Source organism: Gandjariella thermophila, from assembly GCF_005405885.1.
GTDB lineage: Bacteria > Actinomycetota > Actinomycetes > Mycobacteriales > Pseudonocardiaceae > Gandjariella > Gandjariella thermophila.
In genome coordinates this window covers 1-13,172 of the sequence record NZ_BJFL01000002.1, presented here as the reverse complement: position 1 = coordinate 13,172, position 13,172 = coordinate 1, and the positions used below count along the sequence as shown (strand labels likewise).

The window sequence follows — 13,172 nt, the reverse complement described above, 5'->3', positions numbered from 1 at the left end:
GCACCGCCGGCTCGTGCCCGCCGGCCACGCCACGCCGTCCGGCCGCGAGGTGGTACCCAGCCGCGCTCGCCCACCTGGCATCCACATCTCTGTGAAACGATCTTGATGGTGAGCCGGGCGTGATCGACGAGGTCGGCGCCGGCGCGGTCCCGGACCCGGCCACGTGAACAACTACGCGTATATCGCCGGTCACGGTTCGCACACGAGCCCGGGAACCGTTCCGGCAAAACCACCCGTTCCAGCCCCACCCCGAGTTTGAGCTACGTACGAATGGGCCTCACCATGGCATCATCACCGCTGACAAGAAGAGCGTCAGCCGGTCAGCCCCGACCATCAGACGCCGGTCAGCCAACAAAGAAGTGGCGCGGCCAACGCGCCGCACCGACAACGACAAATCGGCGACACCGGCCAGAGAACCCCGCAACCCCAAAGGGCGGACACGGAGAGCAGTCCGCCAGTCGCCCAGCGAAGTACTTCTGGCCCAGACGGGTGATCTCCGCCTGGAACGCGAGCGTTCTCGGCCACATCCGCGTCACAAGTGAGGAGCTCGGTCGTTTCCTGGCCGGGAAGGGAGCAGAAGGGTAGCGACGATGCGCAATGATCACGTGACACTCCGCTCAACCGCGGTGTTCGATCTGCTGGCACCGCGGACCCCAGCCGTCCCGGTTCAGGTCGAGCTTCGCTACGACACCCGCGACCCCTACGCGGTCGTGGCGGCGTTCCGCACCGGGCGTGCCGGTTGGGTCGAGTGGGTGTTCGCCCGCGACCTGCTCGCCGACGGACTGATCTCCGACGCCGGAGAGGGCGATGTCCGCATCCGTCCGGCCACCGACGACCCCGAGGTGGTCATCATCGAGCTCAGCTCGCCGTCGGGTCACGCCATGTTCGAGGCGTCCGCGCAGGAGCTCGCCGACTTCCTGGACCGCACCTACGACGTCGCCGTGCCCGGCAACGAGCACCTGTGGGTCAACGTGGACGAGGCGCTCACCCAGCTCATCTCCAACGACCTCACCTGACCCCGCACTCGCCTCTGGCCAGGCACGATGCCGTGAGGCGACCCCGGTTTGATCCCCACTTCGGCCGTCCGTTAGAGTCTTGCTCGCACCGGGTGAACGGATGACCAAGCCGGAAGCCACGGTCACGCGGACGTAGCGCAGTTGGTAGCGCATCACCTTGCCAAGGTGAGGGTCGCGGGTTCGAGTCCCGTCGTCCGCTCTGGGCGGCCCTTCTGCCCGGGCCGGAATCCTGGGGTAACTTCTCACCCCTGGGGCAACGGCGGAGTGGCCGAGTGGTTTAGGCAAGGGCCTGCAAAGCCCTGTACGCGGGTTCGATTCCCGCCTCCGCCTCGGGCGATTAGCTCAGTGGGAGAGCGCTACCTTGACACGGTAGAGGTCACTGGTTCAATCCCAGTATCGCCCACCACGAAAGGGCCAGGTCACAGGCTTGATCAGGAGCCGGCGACCTGGCCTTCGTGGTGTCTGGGGCCGTGGAGAATCAGCGAGAAGTCAGCGCTCCGCCCGCTGACTCATCGGGATCATCGTCCGGGCCGTCCTCGTCAGCGTCCCCGAGTGCCCGCAGGATGCGGCCCCCGTCATCGGTGCGCCGGGTGTAGAGGTCGAGCGTGGTGGACGAGCGTTCGTGCCCGAGCACCCGCTGGACCATGTTCACCGGCACACCGTCGTCAACCAGCCAGGTGGCGTAGGAGTGGCGGAGATCATGGAAGCGCAGCCCGCCGGCCGCCTCGCGGGCAACGACCTTGATGGCCTCCGTCTCGCTGGTGAAGTCCTTGGCCGCCGCGGTGCCGTCCTCGGCGGTCCACTCCCCTCGCCAGGTGTCGGCCTCGGTCGCCGTCACCCGGCCGAGCAGACCAGCTCGCACGAGCGCCGGCCGCCAGACCCGGGAGCGGAAGAGGGTCCGCCGCAATGCTCCCCCGGCCAGGTTCGTGAACAGCAGCGCGCCGTCCGTGACCGGGAACCGCGTCAGGTGCTCGTAGATGACCTCAACCACCCAGGACGGCAGCGGGACCGTGCGCCGGCCCGCGCTGGACTTCGGGTAGGGCTTAATCGACGTGTTGCCCGCGACCTCAACCACGGTCCGGACCACGCGCAGGTAGCCCGCGTCGAGGTCCACCGCGTCGGTGCACAGGCCGACGACCTCGCCCCAACGCAGGCCCGCGCCGGCCGCCGCAGCTACCACAGCGCGGTACCGCTCGGGCACAGCGGGGAGTAACCGCGCCCGCAGGTCCGCCCGACTGATGATCCGCTCGTCGGTGTCCCGCTTCCGCAGCTTCGGCAGTGTGACGCCCTCGCAGGGGTTGGTGCCGATCAGCTTGTTGCGGACCGCCGAGCGCATCACCGCCGAGGTGAGCTGGAGGCACTTCGCAACGACCGGTTGCGACCGCCGACCGGCCAGCTCGGTGATCCATGTCTGCACCGACAGTTCATCGATCTTGGCCAGTGGCCAGTCACCCCACTGCGGCAACACGTGGGTTCGCATCACCGAGGCATCCCGCGCGGCCGTGGTGATCTCGGTGCGCCGCGCCTTCATCCACCGGTCAGCGTGATCCCGGAACAGCGTCCGCCCACCGTGGGGGCTGACGTACTCACCCCGGGTCTTCGCTGTCTCGACCTGGGCGAGAAAGGCTCTCGCTTCCCGCTTGGTCTTGAACGTCTTCGACCGTTGGCGGCCGGAAGGTTCGCGCCAGTTCGCCCGCCAGCTTCCGGCCGGGGTCTGGACGATGTGGCCCATCAGAAACCACCTCCCTCCGCCGAGAGCCCATCGAGCCAGGCGTGGAACCGGCGGCGCGGTATCACCCAGCGCCGGCCGATGCGTTCGGCAGGAATCACGCCCTCCCGCACGTACTGGTAGGCCATCCCCCGCGACAGACCCAGCATCCGGGCCACCTCGTCCACCTTGTAGACCAGGCGCTCCGTTGAGATGTTCGACCTCGGCCCGACGCCACGACCCTGTTGAGTCCGGCCATTCCTCCCGGGCGAGCCGGCGAGAGCGCGGAACGGAAGCACCTCCCCCACGCTGTCTCCGCCCTGCGGCACGTACGGCTGCACGTACGCATTCGAGCTGCCGTGGTGGCTCGTCATGCTGCTTCCTCCTGTTCGTACTTCCGTTGGCGTTGTTGGCGTTTGCGTTCGCCGATGGCTTCAGCTAGTTCGCGTTCGGCCTGGTCGGCGTAGCCGATGCCGGTGAATTGCCAGTGGTTGACGACCACCACGGTGTCGAGGTCCACGCCCTGGGTTTCGAGTTCGTCCAGGGTTTGCCGCAGCCGGTAGGTGCGGCGTTCTTCGCGGATGGCCTTGAAGGTGGTCGAGTAGTGCTTGGACTTGGTCAGGAAGTGGCCCCGGAAGCCGAGCATGTGGGCCCACTTGCGCAGGTTCAGCCGCTGGTATTGCGGCAGCGCGCCGAGGTCCCAGCAGGTTTGGATCATTCGCCGGTGGTGGTCGGCGACGGCCAGGTGGTCGATGTCGCGTTGCGAGCGGATCGGCCGGTCGGCGGCTTCGGTCTTGCCGGTGCCCTTGGTGGCGTACTTGGCGACGTAGCCGGCCAGCCGTTGGTCGCTGATCTCCCCGCGCTTGTCCTCGACCTGGTGCGCCTGGTCGGGGCGGATGCGGCGGATGTCGACCTGTTCGCCCCAGACCAGCTCGACCGGGGCGCCGTCCGGGCGGGCGGCGGTGAGGGTGACCGTGCGGGCGGCGGCGCGGATGGCGTGCTCGAGGAGGTCGGCGGTGACCCACGCGGGGGCCGGGGTGTCGGGTCCGGTGGGGCCGTCGATGCGGATGGCCGCGTGGAAGTGGATCAGCCCGCGGCGTTGGTATTCGGCGACCTTGGCGTAAGACAGCCGGGCGGACTCGCGGAAGGCCCGTTCGGACAGCCCGGCGGCGTGGGCGAGCTGGCGGCGCAGGGCGATGGTGAACCGGTGCCACAGTTCGCCGGCGTGGGCCTGCCACAGCACCGCCGCGGTGTAGTCGTAGCCGGCCGGGTCCAGCGGGGTGCCGATGCGCGGGTCCGCGTCGTGGTGGTAGCCGCCACAGGCACACGGCTGGACCCGACCTCGCCGGGAGACGCGCCGGTTGTGCACCGGGCCGAACGAGGGGGCGGTGAGGGTGACGAAGAACCGCGGCCGCTCCGCCACCGAGCCGGGCACGCCCTTGGTGCCGCCGGCCAGGCCGGCGCGGACGAGGTGGAAGGCGTCGGCGGCGTAGCGGTCCGAGCAGGCCGGGCACACGCTGGCGCGGCGGTTGCCGCACGGGGCGAAGATGTGCCCGGACCGGCCAGTGAGTGCCGCGCCGGTGAGGTCTTGCAGCTCGTAGCGGCCGGTGAGGTGCACCGGGTGTAGGCAGCCGCCGGTGGCCTCCACCTTGGCCCGCCAGCCGGTGTAGTCGCTGGCGCGGAGCCGGCGGGTGATGCGGTCTTCCAGAGTCAGCACGACCACTGACCTCCTTCCTAAATGGACGAGGGGACGGGGTCAGGGCCGGCACGGGCCGGAAGCGAGAACGGGACACGGCCAATGCCGGCCATGCCCCGTGGAATGCGTCGGTGGTGCGGTTACGCGGCGGAGAAAGGTTGATCAGGTGGCAGATCCTCGGCGACAGCCCACCGCAGCCCCTCCAGCGGAGCGCCGTTGCGTCGGACCGGCCGGTCACAGGTGGGGTGGCACAGTTGCCAGGGCAGCAGGTCCCCGAGAGGTTCGTAGTAGGCGACGCGGGTCTCGTGCTTGGTGTAGTCCTCGTCGCTGATCCGGGGCAGCCACACGCTGCCGTCCGGGCGGGCGTGGTACTCGCCGTACCCGTACGCGTCGTACATCTGTCCGTCGTACATCCCAGCGATCACGGGGTTTGTCCTTCCGAGAGTTGTCGAGTGTGGGTTGTTGAGCCGGTGAGGGTGTGCCCGTTGCGGGCGTGGTTGATCTCTCGCACGATCTGTTCCGCCAGGTCGGCCGGGACGCGGACGGCTTGGCGGACGTCGTCGACGGTCAGTTCCCGGCCGTCGCGGGCGGCTTGGTCGGCCGTGGCGTGGATCGCCTCGCGCATCTCCGTCGGCAGCCGCAGCCGCGTCCGAGGTACCGGCCGAGCCGACGCGCCCGCCGCCGTAGCGGCCGAAGGTGCCGGCCGGGCCGGGGCTTCCCGGTTGGTGGCTTTGTCGGTGTGGTCGGTGTCCGGGGTGGACGGTGCCGGCGTGTCGGCGGGGATCCGGCGGATGAGCAGCTTGACCACGGTGAGGAACCCGAGCGCGGGCATCGCGGCCAAGAGCCAGCCGGGCAGGCTGGGTTCGGCTTCGGCGACCTGGGCGGCCATCTGGACGACGAAGCCGACCACCAGGACCACGACCGGGAACGAGCGCCACGACGGGTGCCGGCCGGCGCGGTGGTCGCGGTGGATCTCGAAGCCGGCCACGGTGGCGATGCCCTCGATGACCACCGCGTCCGCCCACGCCAGCCAGCCGTGCTGGCCGTGGTGCTCGGCCCAATCATGGGTGTGGGTGAAGCCGGCCGCCGCGCCGATCCCACCCAGCACCGTGGCCACCAGCACCGGGATCGCGCCGGCCAGCCACCCGCCGAACCCGGCGGCCTTGTTGCGTGCGGACACGGCGGTATTCCTCCCTTCTGTTGGTTTGGTGTGGACGGTCCGCTGGCTGTGGTTACTCGACCCGTGCGCCGGCCAGGCAGTCCGCGCACAGCGGATCGCCCAGCCACATGCCGGCCACGGGTTGCTTGCCGCACCACAGGCACCGCGTGGTCGAGCCGAGCGGTTTGAGCGCGGACCAGCGCGAGAGCAATTGCCGGCCCCGGTGGGTCAGCCGCAGCGGGGTCACCGGTCGGAGGATCGCGCCGTGATGGCACACCACGGTGTCCTTGCCGTTCTGCGTGACGTAGCCGCCGGCCATCAGCGAGGCGATCACGTCTTCCTCGACGGCGTGGCGCACCCGGTCCCAGTCTTCGAAGACCACGATCCGGTCGGTGGCATCCACCACCCCGTAGCGGCCCTGGTTGACCTCGGCCAACACCTCGGCGGCCACCTGGGGTGATCCGCCCCGCTGGCCACGCGGCGACCGCGCCGGTTGATCGGCTGGCTTGGCCGGCTTGGCCGGGATGGCGGCGCTGCCGAACAGGGCCGGCTGGAAGCCGTCCACGTCAGTCCCCTCCCCCGCGCAGTAACCAGCGCGCCACCCGCACGGCGAACGCGAGCAGCAGGCCGGCGACCAGGCCGGCGGTGACGGCGGCGACCAGGCCGTAGACGACGTAGACCACGAACACCGCCAGCGCGGCGAGCAACAGGGCCTTGACGAACAGCCGCACCGCGCGGCCGGCGGTGCGGGTGTCCACGAGCAGGACGGGGCGCATCAGGCCACCTCCTTCTTCTTGGGCGGGTAGTGGATGCGGTGGCGTTCGGTGCCGGTCAGGCCGCCAACGACGCCGGAGGGGTGGAAGCGGCGGACCCCGGACTGCCGCTCCCAGGCGAGTTGATCCGTGCGGCATTCCTCGACCACGGGGCAGCCGGCGCACACGGCCAGGGCGTCGTCGGTGCGGTCCGGGTCATCGAAAACCGCCGGGTCCTCATCCCGGCAGGCCGCGCGGGCACGCCACGCGGGTGGCCGACCAGAGCGGCCGAACAGGGCCAGCATCAGCGCCCGGTATCCCGGGTAGCTGCTGCCGAGTTCACTTCGGGGCATGACAAAGACCTCCCGGAAATACCGGTGCGGAAATGGGAAAGGGAAAGGGGCATCGCCCGAGGGGTGGCCGGGCCGCGCGCCGGCTAGGCGACGACGCGCAGGTCCCGGCCGCGCTGGACGGCCTCGACCATCTCGGTGATCTCCCGGTCGTCCACATAGGCCGCGCGCACGCGCATCGGGACGCGGGAACGCTGGCGGACCACGTAGCCAATACCGGCGGTGGCCGGGTCGTCGGGGATCTCATCGGCCAGGGCGCCGCGCAACCTGGCCCCATCCCCCAGCGCCATGTCCACATGCGACGCCGCCGTGACCCGCAGACACACCCGGGTGGTGAACAGGTCCCGGATCGGCACCACGTCCTTGGTGGGTTCCTGAACGAAACCCATCATCGAGTGCAGCGTGGCCCGCCCCTGGGAACCGATCTCAGCCAGCCAGGAGCGGTAGTCCCGCGCGAGCCGGGAATCGCCATAGGCCATCAGCATCCCCAGCTCGTCCATCATCAGCACGTTGAGCGGGAACTCCCGGGAGGGTGTGGTGACCTTGCGCAGCCCCGCCGCCGACAACCGGCGCTGCGTCTCGCGCAGGTCTTCCACGTACTCCTCAACCACCGCGTGCATCTCGTCCGGCTCGGCCGCATACCGATGGGCCATGCCCGCCCCGGCCTGCAGCTCCACCCGCTTCGGGTCCAGCATCCACAACCGGCAGGAGCCCTCGCCGATCAGCGGAACCAGACTGCGCGCCGCCGACCAGCCGATGCTGTTCTTCCCGCCACCGGTGGCCGAGACGACGAACCAGTGCCGACCGGCCAGCCGTTCGCACCAGTCGTGGCCGTACTCGTCCTCCCCGAGATACAACCGACCCACATCCACCGCGTCCACATCGGCGGGGATCTCGGGTGCGTCGATGACCTCGGTGAACGGCTCGGCACGTTGCACCACCAGGCCGAGAATCTGCGGCCGGACCCGCTCAATCGCCACCCGCTCCACCCGCAGGGCATCGGCCATGGCCTCGGCGCGGTCCTGCCAGTCGCGCACCGACTGGCCCGGCACCATCCGCACCAGCACCGAGTCGATCGTCGGCGAGTACGAGCGCACCCGCAGCACCCGAGGAAACCGGTGCTCCCCCGTGCGGCGGTGCACCGGGGCCAGGTCGCAGGACAGCGCCACGTCCCGCCACAGGTGGCCGGTGTAGCGGGAGCACCACCGCCTGCGAAACGCCCGCAGCCGGGGCGCGACCAGGGTGTCGAAGGAGTCCGGGTGCGCCCGGTACCAGGCCAACATGCCGGCCGTCAGCCCGCCGACGATGCTGCCGGTGGCCACCGGGCCGAGTTCGGCCACACTCGCCGCGACCGCCGCCGGACCCGCCACAAAGTGCGGATGCCGGGCCAGCCACAACCCGGCCCGCACCTCGATCCCAGTGCGGCGCTTGGACTTCGCCTGCTCACGCATCGAATCTCACACCTCCCGACAGGAAACGGGGCCGACCCCGACAACCACCCGCGCGACAAAGCGCAGGAGTGCCCCGGGCCGGCCCCGCTCCCCTCCGTTGGGTTGGTTGGTCACCGCTTGAATGACGACCGCGCGTCGGTGATCAGCACGGTCAGGTTCGCCATCGACCGGGCGGCGTTGTCGTGTTCCTTCTTGAACCCCGCCCAGCGAATCGGAATACCCTTCATCGCCTCCCGCAGTTGCTTCATCGCCTTGTCGATGTTCTCGGTCACCCGGTCCGCCTGGTAGCTCACGACTAGACCCTCCACGTCCGCGACACGAGTTCCTTCTCGTACTTCTTCGCGCTGGACCGCAGCGCCTGCAAATCGTCCACCGCCTTCTTGTGCGCGGCCTCCAACTCGTCCCGATCCGGGATCGACCACGCCGCGTCCCCCGGCTTGCCGTTGTGCTTCTTCACCAGCTTCCCGGCCTCAGTCAGCACCTCGCGCACGAAGTCCAGCGCGCCGATGAACTCCGCGTACTTGCGTTGTGCCTGCCGGTTGACCGCCTGTACTTGCACCGATAACCCTCCGTTTCGTGGTTTCACGCCGCACATCGGGCAATGCCGCGATGCGCCGCCCTGCCGTTTCAGTTGCCGCTCCCGCGCCCGCGTGCCCGGCCACGTGCGCGCCAGCTCCCACCCGATCCCGGCCGCGCTGACCACCTCTAACAGCCGGGCACCCCGCCCGGTCGCGTGCTCGGCCAGCCGGGAGTCCAGATCGGTCGTCCACCCGGTGTAATGCCGCGCGTGCTCATACGGCCGATCAAAATGCAGCAGATACACCGTCCCCTGCGGTGAGCCCATCTCGGATCACCACAACCCCCGCCGGTCCTCCGCGTAGAGGAACCGGAACAGCATCTGCCGCAGGTCCACGAAATCCATGGCGCAGCTCGGATCAGCCGGCGAGGGATACCCGTGCTTGGCCAGCACCTCGGCCACCTCCAAGACCAGCCCGAACGTGAACCGGGGATCGTCGCCATCCTCCATCGGCTTGACCGGATACCGACGCTTGACCGGCTCGCCACTTGCCCCTGCCATGCCGACCTCCTATCCGACCCGCCACGTATGGCCGCAGTCGCAACACGTCGCCAAACCACCGATCACGTAAAAGAACCAGTGCGCGCACGCCATCACCGCCCACCACCTCTGTCGCCGAAACTCCGTTCCTCGGTCAGCCACAAAGACCCCCGGAAACCACCGGCCCCCGGGGGCCAATGTGCGCAACCAAAGAACACATTGCGCCGTTTTCAGGCATGGTTCGGCCCACTATGGAATTCTCAAAGAGCAGGCAGCCGCCAAAACGGCTTACGTCGTGCGCTCGATTAGAACGGAACGCGGAATCAAACGGGTGGTCAGCCCAGCGGCTTCAGACCGGCCGCCTTGAACGCCATCCCCGACACCGTCTCGCCCCTGCCGTTGGTGAACGAGTACGGCGACACCGTCGCGTCGATCAGCTCGACCAAGTCCCCCTCCTCGAACCCCTCCCCCGGGTCCGCCGGCAGCGTCACCCGGATCTCCTCACCCTTCTGCCCGGGACGCTTGGCGAACAGCGACACGGTGAACTGCCTCACACCGTCCACGGTGACCGGCTCCTTCTGCCCGTCCCGCTCCCGCATCTTCATCGACGGCTCCTCCGTGATCCGCAGCTTGAAGCCGCCCAGGTTGACCGGGATGTCCCGCATCTCGCCTCCTTCGTTTATCCCCCTAAACCATCTTGCCGTACTGCTGGTTGAGGGGCCTAAACCAGGGTAGCCCGCGTGTCTGCGAGCGTCAAGGGGTCTAAACTCGCCGCCCGTGGACGAGGACTTCGAGGCAGTACGACGCGACCCCGACCCCATCAGCCGGGGGCGACGCGCCACGGAGCTGCTCGCCGTCTACCAGCAACGCTCCACCGAACTGGCTCGCATCCGCCGAGCAGCGATCGAAGAGGCACGCGACGTCCTCGGAGGCAGCTATGCCGAAGTCGCCAAGGCCTTCGGCCTCACCAAGGGCCGCATCACTCAGATCCGGTCCAGCGCGCCCCCTGCATACCGGGCCTTCTTCGGTGTCGGACCGCTCACAGTGGCACTACCCGGACGCATCATCCTTGGCCGTCAAGACCCCGTCATCGCCGGCGAGGACGACGCCACCGGCACCCACCTCATCGACGAGCTGGGCAAGCTGGTGTTCCTGACCAACCGGTTCATCATCGACCCCCGCGAAGAGTGGGAGCCCGCCGGCGACGCCGTCGTCGTCTGCGGTCCGGCCTCCGCCCACATCGGTCACAAGCTCATGTCCCAAGACCCGCTGCTGGGCATGACCCTCGGTGACAACGTGCACTGGTACATCGAGGACCGGGCGACCGGCGAGCGGTTCCTGTCCCCCATGGACGAACGCGAGCCTGCACGAGCCGACCATGCGTACATAGCTCGGCACCAATACGGAAACCAAGTGGTCGTGCACATCGCAGGACTACACGCCCTCGGCTCTGTTGGAGCAGCACACTACCTTATGACTTCACTGCCAGACCTGTTCGCCAACTACGGCGATGCCGAGTTCAGCATGGCCGTCACAACCAAGTTCGACGGTCTGACTCCCATTGAGACGAACGTCCTCGTACCGCCCCGAGGCTGGACATGATGACCATCCACACAGCATCCCTACCGGCCCATGAAGGACGAGGACAAGACCGCTGGGCCGCCGTCACCAACGGATTGATCGTGCTGGACGGTGCGTCAAGTTTCACCCCTGCGGTAATCAACGCTGAGCGTTTCGTTGACGAGCTGATAGCCGACCTCTCCCAAAGGCTTCCCGCCGACCAGGAGTCACTGTGCGTAATCCTCGGCCGATCAATCAACGCGGTAGCTTCTAAACTACAACTCAAACCCGGCCATTCTCCGTCATCTACCGTGCTGATCCTCCGCAAGTCTTCGGAGAACATCGACCTTCTGTTGCTAGGCGATAGCACTGCGCTCGTCAAAACCACGTACCACGACGAACCACACCGCATCACGGATACCCGACTAGCCGCAGTAGCGCCCGAATACCACGACAAGTACCGGAGCCGACTACGCACGGGAAGCGGCTACGACAACACCCACCGCGCATTGCTCCGTAGCCTCCAAGAAGAACAACTAGCGGCGCGGAACACACCCGGTGGATACTGGATTGCCGAGGCCGATCCCTCCGCAGCCGAACACGCCATCGTCCAGAGCTTCCCGATTGACACCGTAGAGTGGTGCATCCTCGCTACCGATGGTGCTCAACGACCAGTCGACCACCTGGGAATCCCCTGGGAACGGATCGCCGAGATGACCGACGACCAACTCGCCGAGCAACTACAAGAACTCCAAGAGTGGGAAAGCCGCAACGACCCCTCCGGCGCGCTGCTGCCCAGAGCCAAGGTGCACGACGACAAGCTGATCGCGGTGTGGAAGCCGTGCCGCGTCACTCACCGACAGCGCCCGTAGTGCCCACGTTCAGAATTTCTTTTCTTCATCAAGGCGGCCCCGCTAGCGCGGGGCCGCTCGGCCGACGGCTCTCGATCCGTCCGGGCAAGCCGCTCGGCCCCGACCCTCTGCCGGGCCGGCAAGCGGGCGTGCGGCCTGGCGGCCGGTCCCGCGCCGGCCCGGCACGAGGTAGGGCCGGCGGCGCCCGGACGGTCAGGCCGGCCGGCGACCCACCGCCGGGGCCGCAAGCGAGAAACGGTCACCCGGCGCAGGTGGACGCGGGGCGCTCGCCGCCCCCGCACCCCCGGCAGGTCTCCGGGATAGCCCGAACGGCGCAACGCTGCGGACGCGGGCAGCTCGGAGCGCCATCCCGCCGACCTCCCGGAAGGGCTATCACGCCGGAACCAGGGGCGCGAGCTTGGCACCGTCCGTGCAGTCCGCCGGCAGGTCGCGCCCCTGAACCCGGCGTGATAGGGCTGCGCCAGGTCGACGGGATGGCACAAGGCTCCCCGCTTGGTGTTGATCACCAAAGGTCATCCACCGAGTCAGCAGAAAGTCAGCACACCAGCTGTCAGCAGCATGAACGCGCCGACACGCGCCAACACGAACGCCCACATCAGCGCCCCGCGCCGACACTTCGTGAGACCTGGTAACCGCGTTGACACGGTAGAGGTCACTGGTTCAATCCCAGTATCGCCCACCAGGCATATGTGCTGGTCAGACGGCCCGTCGATCCTCACCGGCGGGCCGTCCGCCGTCGGTGGGAGCAAACCGGGAGCAGTTGATCTTGACCACATACTAGTCGGCATCTGTGGCCCGGGAGCGGCTCTGACGTGAAAATCTCCTAACGATCTTTGGTCGCGGGCTTCTTCACATCTGTGTCAAGTTTGAGGCTGTCGTTGCCAGGCGTGCCCGATCGATGGAGTCCTTGACGTGCCGTGAGCTTGGCCCCCTGATCCGGACACCTGACCTGAGGTGACCGTTGGTCACGAGGAAGGATGTCTGGCATGCCCGCACCACACCCGGCCGAGTTCCGGCAGCGTGCCGTGGAGCTGGCCCGGCAGGGCGACAAACCGGTCGCCCAGATCGCCAAGGAACTCGGCATCAGCGAGAGCTGCCTGCGCAACTGGATGGCCCAGGCGGATGCCGACGAGAAGGGAAGCGCGGCGAGGCTTTCCACCACGGAGAAAAAAGAACTCGCCGAGCTACGTAAGCGTAACCGGCAACTTGAGAGCGTTATTCAGGCCGGCTTGATCACCTCAAAGTAGGGCAACGGCCCCGATCAGGTAAGATCGTTTTCCTCCCACAGAACACGACTTACAGGCGGGGCCGTTGCGTTACCAGTCTACTACAGGACTTGCTGCCGACCAGATCGAGGAGCTTGTTGCTCGCATTTGGCAGATCGTCTCCTGTAATAAAAAGCAAGTCTGGCCTCCGGTGGTGGGACTGTATCGCGCTGTCGTACTCACCTTGGTATACGTCCGGCAGAATCTGAACCAGGCGGCTGTGGGCGACCTGTTCGGAGTCAGCCAGTCGACCGTATCGAGAGTTTATCGATCCATACTTCCGCTG

The 13,172-nt window shown here is 67.9% G+C and carries 18 protein-coding genes and 3 tRNA genes; 8 read left to right on the top strand and 13 right to left on the bottom strand.

Going from position 1 to position 13,172, the window contains the following annotated elements; all coding sequences use genetic code 11:
• The first annotated feature begins 590 nt into the window (after positions 1-590).
• The 4 genes from FFT21_RS02040 to FFT21_RS02025 all read left to right on the top strand — a co-directional run bounded on the left by FFT21_RS02040 (position 591) and on the right by FFT21_RS02025 (position 1,422).
• The gene (locus FFT21_RS02040) at positions 591-1,016 is read left to right on the top strand and encodes an SsgA family sporulation/cell division regulator (protein ID WP_137812006.1); all 426 of its coding nucleotides are present in this window, start codon (positions 591-593) and stop codon (positions 1,014-1,016) included.
• Positions 1,017-1,142: 126 nt separating this feature from the next.
• Positions 1,143-1,215: transfer RNA gene (locus tag FFT21_RS02035), tRNA-Gly, on the top strand.
• 59 nt (positions 1,216-1,274) lie between these two features.
• Positions 1,275-1,346: transfer RNA gene (locus FFT21_RS02030), tRNA-Cys, on the top strand.
• 1 nt (position 1,347) lies between these two features.
• A tRNA-Val gene (locus tag FFT21_RS02025) sits at positions 1,348-1,422 on the top strand.
• Positions 1,423-1,494: 72 nt separating this feature from the next.
• Here the strand turns inward: FFT21_RS02025 and FFT21_RS02020 are convergent.
• The 13 genes from FFT21_RS02020 to FFT21_RS01960 form a co-directional block, all read right to left on the bottom strand.
• A complete protein-coding gene (locus tag FFT21_RS02020; protein WP_137812005.1) occupies positions 1,495-2,748 on the bottom strand; it encodes a tyrosine-type recombinase/integrase in 1,254 nt (417 codons plus the stop codon).
• Complete coding sequence (locus FFT21_RS02015; protein WP_137812004.1) at positions 2,748-3,098, bottom strand: helix-turn-helix domain-containing protein; 351 nt, start codon at positions 3,096-3,098, stop codon at positions 2,748-2,750. Before FFT21_RS02015 ends, FFT21_RS02020 begins: the two co-directional genes overlap by 1 nt.
• On the bottom strand, positions 3,095-4,441 hold the full coding sequence (locus tag FFT21_RS02010) for a replication initiator (protein WP_137812003.1): 1,347 nt from the start codon (positions 4,439-4,441) through the stop codon (positions 3,095-3,097). Before FFT21_RS02010 ends, FFT21_RS02015 begins: the two co-directional genes overlap by 4 nt.
• A 119-nt stretch (positions 4,442-4,560) precedes the next feature.
• Complete coding sequence (locus FFT21_RS02005; RefSeq protein WP_137812002.1) at positions 4,561-4,845, bottom strand: hypothetical protein; 285 nt, start codon at positions 4,843-4,845, stop codon at positions 4,561-4,563.
• On the bottom strand, positions 4,842-5,600 hold the full coding sequence (locus tag FFT21_RS02000) for a DUF2637 domain-containing protein (protein ID WP_225978035.1): 759 nt from the start codon (positions 5,598-5,600) through the stop codon (positions 4,842-4,844). Before FFT21_RS02000 ends, FFT21_RS02005 begins: the two co-directional genes overlap by 4 nt.
• Positions 5,601-5,652: 52 nt before the next feature.
• Entirely contained in the window at positions 5,653-6,144 is a 492-nt protein-coding gene (locus FFT21_RS01995; RefSeq protein ID WP_137812001.1) for a hypothetical protein, read from the bottom strand.
• Position 6,145: 1 nt separating this feature from the next.
• A complete protein-coding gene (locus tag FFT21_RS01990; protein ID WP_137812000.1) occupies positions 6,146-6,355 on the bottom strand; it encodes a hypothetical protein in 210 nt (69 codons plus the stop codon).
• Positions 6,355-6,684 (bottom strand): WhiB family transcriptional regulator, encoded by a 330-nt coding sequence (locus tag FFT21_RS01985; protein WP_137811999.1) that lies wholly within the window; start codon positions 6,682-6,684, stop codon positions 6,355-6,357. The genes FFT21_RS01990 and FFT21_RS01985 overlap by 1 nt, the downstream gene beginning before the upstream one ends.
• 83 nt (positions 6,685-6,767) lie before the next feature.
• A complete protein-coding gene (locus tag FFT21_RS01980) occupies positions 6,768-8,132 on the bottom strand; it encodes an FtsK/SpoIIIE domain-containing protein (RefSeq protein WP_137811998.1) in 1,365 nt (454 codons plus the stop codon).
• Positions 8,133-8,242: 110 nt separating this feature from the next.
• The gene (locus FFT21_RS01975) at positions 8,243-8,425 is read right to left on the bottom strand and encodes a hypothetical protein (RefSeq protein ID WP_137811997.1); all 183 of its coding nucleotides are present in this window, start codon (positions 8,423-8,425) and stop codon (positions 8,243-8,245) included.
• A 2-nt stretch (positions 8,426-8,427) separates the two neighbouring features.
• Positions 8,428-8,976, bottom strand: a complete 549-nt coding sequence (locus FFT21_RS29495) for a GIY-YIG nuclease family protein (protein ID WP_225978034.1) — start codon at positions 8,974-8,976, stop codon at positions 8,428-8,430.
• Positions 8,977-8,982: 6 nt separating this feature from the next.
• Positions 8,983-9,210 (bottom strand): hypothetical protein, encoded by a 228-nt coding sequence (locus FFT21_RS01965; protein ID WP_137811996.1) that lies wholly within the window; start codon positions 9,208-9,210, stop codon positions 8,983-8,985.
• A 314-nt stretch (positions 9,211-9,524) separates the two neighbouring features.
• Complete coding sequence (locus FFT21_RS01960; protein WP_137811995.1) at positions 9,525-9,854, bottom strand: hypothetical protein; 330 nt, start codon at positions 9,852-9,854, stop codon at positions 9,525-9,527.
• Positions 9,855-9,966: 112 nt separating this feature from the next.
• On the opposite strand from FFT21_RS01960, the gene FFT21_RS01955 reads away from it, so the two are divergent.
• From FFT21_RS01955 to FFT21_RS01940, 4 genes are all read left to right on the top strand, one after another.
• Positions 9,967-10,791, top strand: a complete 825-nt coding sequence (locus FFT21_RS01955) for a hypothetical protein (protein WP_137811994.1) — start codon at positions 9,967-9,969, stop codon at positions 10,789-10,791.
• Positions 10,791-11,621, top strand: a complete 831-nt coding sequence (locus tag FFT21_RS01950; protein WP_192909351.1) for a PP2C family serine/threonine-protein phosphatase — start codon at positions 10,791-10,793, stop codon at positions 11,619-11,621. Before FFT21_RS01955 ends, FFT21_RS01950 begins: the two co-directional genes overlap by 1 nt.
• A 986-nt stretch (positions 11,622-12,607) precedes the next feature.
• The gene (locus FFT21_RS01945) at positions 12,608-12,868 is read left to right on the top strand and encodes a transposase (RefSeq protein ID WP_192909350.1); all 261 of its coding nucleotides are present in this window, start codon (positions 12,608-12,610) and stop codon (positions 12,866-12,868) included.
• 64 nt (positions 12,869-12,932) lie between these two features.
• Positions 12,933-13,172: helix-turn-helix domain-containing protein (locus FFT21_RS01940; RefSeq protein ID WP_137811991.1), on the top strand; the 240-nt coding region annotated here is incomplete at its 3' end.

Excerpts from the sequence above, each read along its gene's own strand:
- FFT21_RS02040 (WP_137812006.1), top strand. The coding sequence starts at position 591 with ATGCGCAATGATCACGTGACACTCCGCTCAACCGCGGTGTTCGATCTG.
- FFT21_RS01965 (WP_137811996.1), bottom strand. The coding sequence starts at position 9,210 with ATGGCAGGGGCAAGTGGCGAGCCGGTCAAGCGTCGGTATCCGGTCAAG.
- FFT21_RS02015 (WP_137812004.1), bottom strand. The coding sequence starts at position 3,098 with ATGACGAGCCACCACGGCAGCTCGAATGCGTACGTGCAGCCGTACGTG.
- FFT21_RS01980 (WP_137811998.1), bottom strand. The coding sequence starts at position 8,132 with ATGCGTGAGCAGGCGAAGTCCAAGCGCCGCACTGGGATCGAGGTGCGG.
- FFT21_RS01990 (WP_137812000.1), bottom strand. The coding sequence starts at position 6,355 with ATGCGCCCCGTCCTGCTCGTGGACACCCGCACCGCCGGCCGCGCGGTG.
- FFT21_RS01960 (WP_137811995.1), bottom strand. The coding sequence starts at position 9,854 with ATGCGGGACATCCCGGTCAACCTGGGCGGCTTCAAGCTGCGGATCACG.
- FFT21_RS01950 (WP_192909351.1), top strand. The coding sequence starts at position 10,791 with ATGACCATCCACACAGCATCCCTACCGGCCCATGAAGGACGAGGACAA.
- FFT21_RS02020 (WP_137812005.1), bottom strand. The coding sequence starts at position 2,748 with ATGGGCCACATCGTCCAGACCCCGGCCGGAAGCTGGCGGGCGAACTGG.
- FFT21_RS01945 (WP_192909350.1), top strand. The coding sequence starts at position 12,608 with ATGCCCGCACCACACCCGGCCGAGTTCCGGCAGCGTGCCGTGGAGCTG.
- FFT21_RS29495 (WP_225978034.1), bottom strand. The coding sequence starts at position 8,976 with ATGGGCTCACCGCAGGGGACGGTGTATCTGCTGCATTTTGATCGGCCG.
- FFT21_RS01985 (WP_137811999.1), bottom strand. The coding sequence starts at position 6,684 with ATGCCCCGAAGTGAACTCGGCAGCAGCTACCCGGGATACCGGGCGCTG.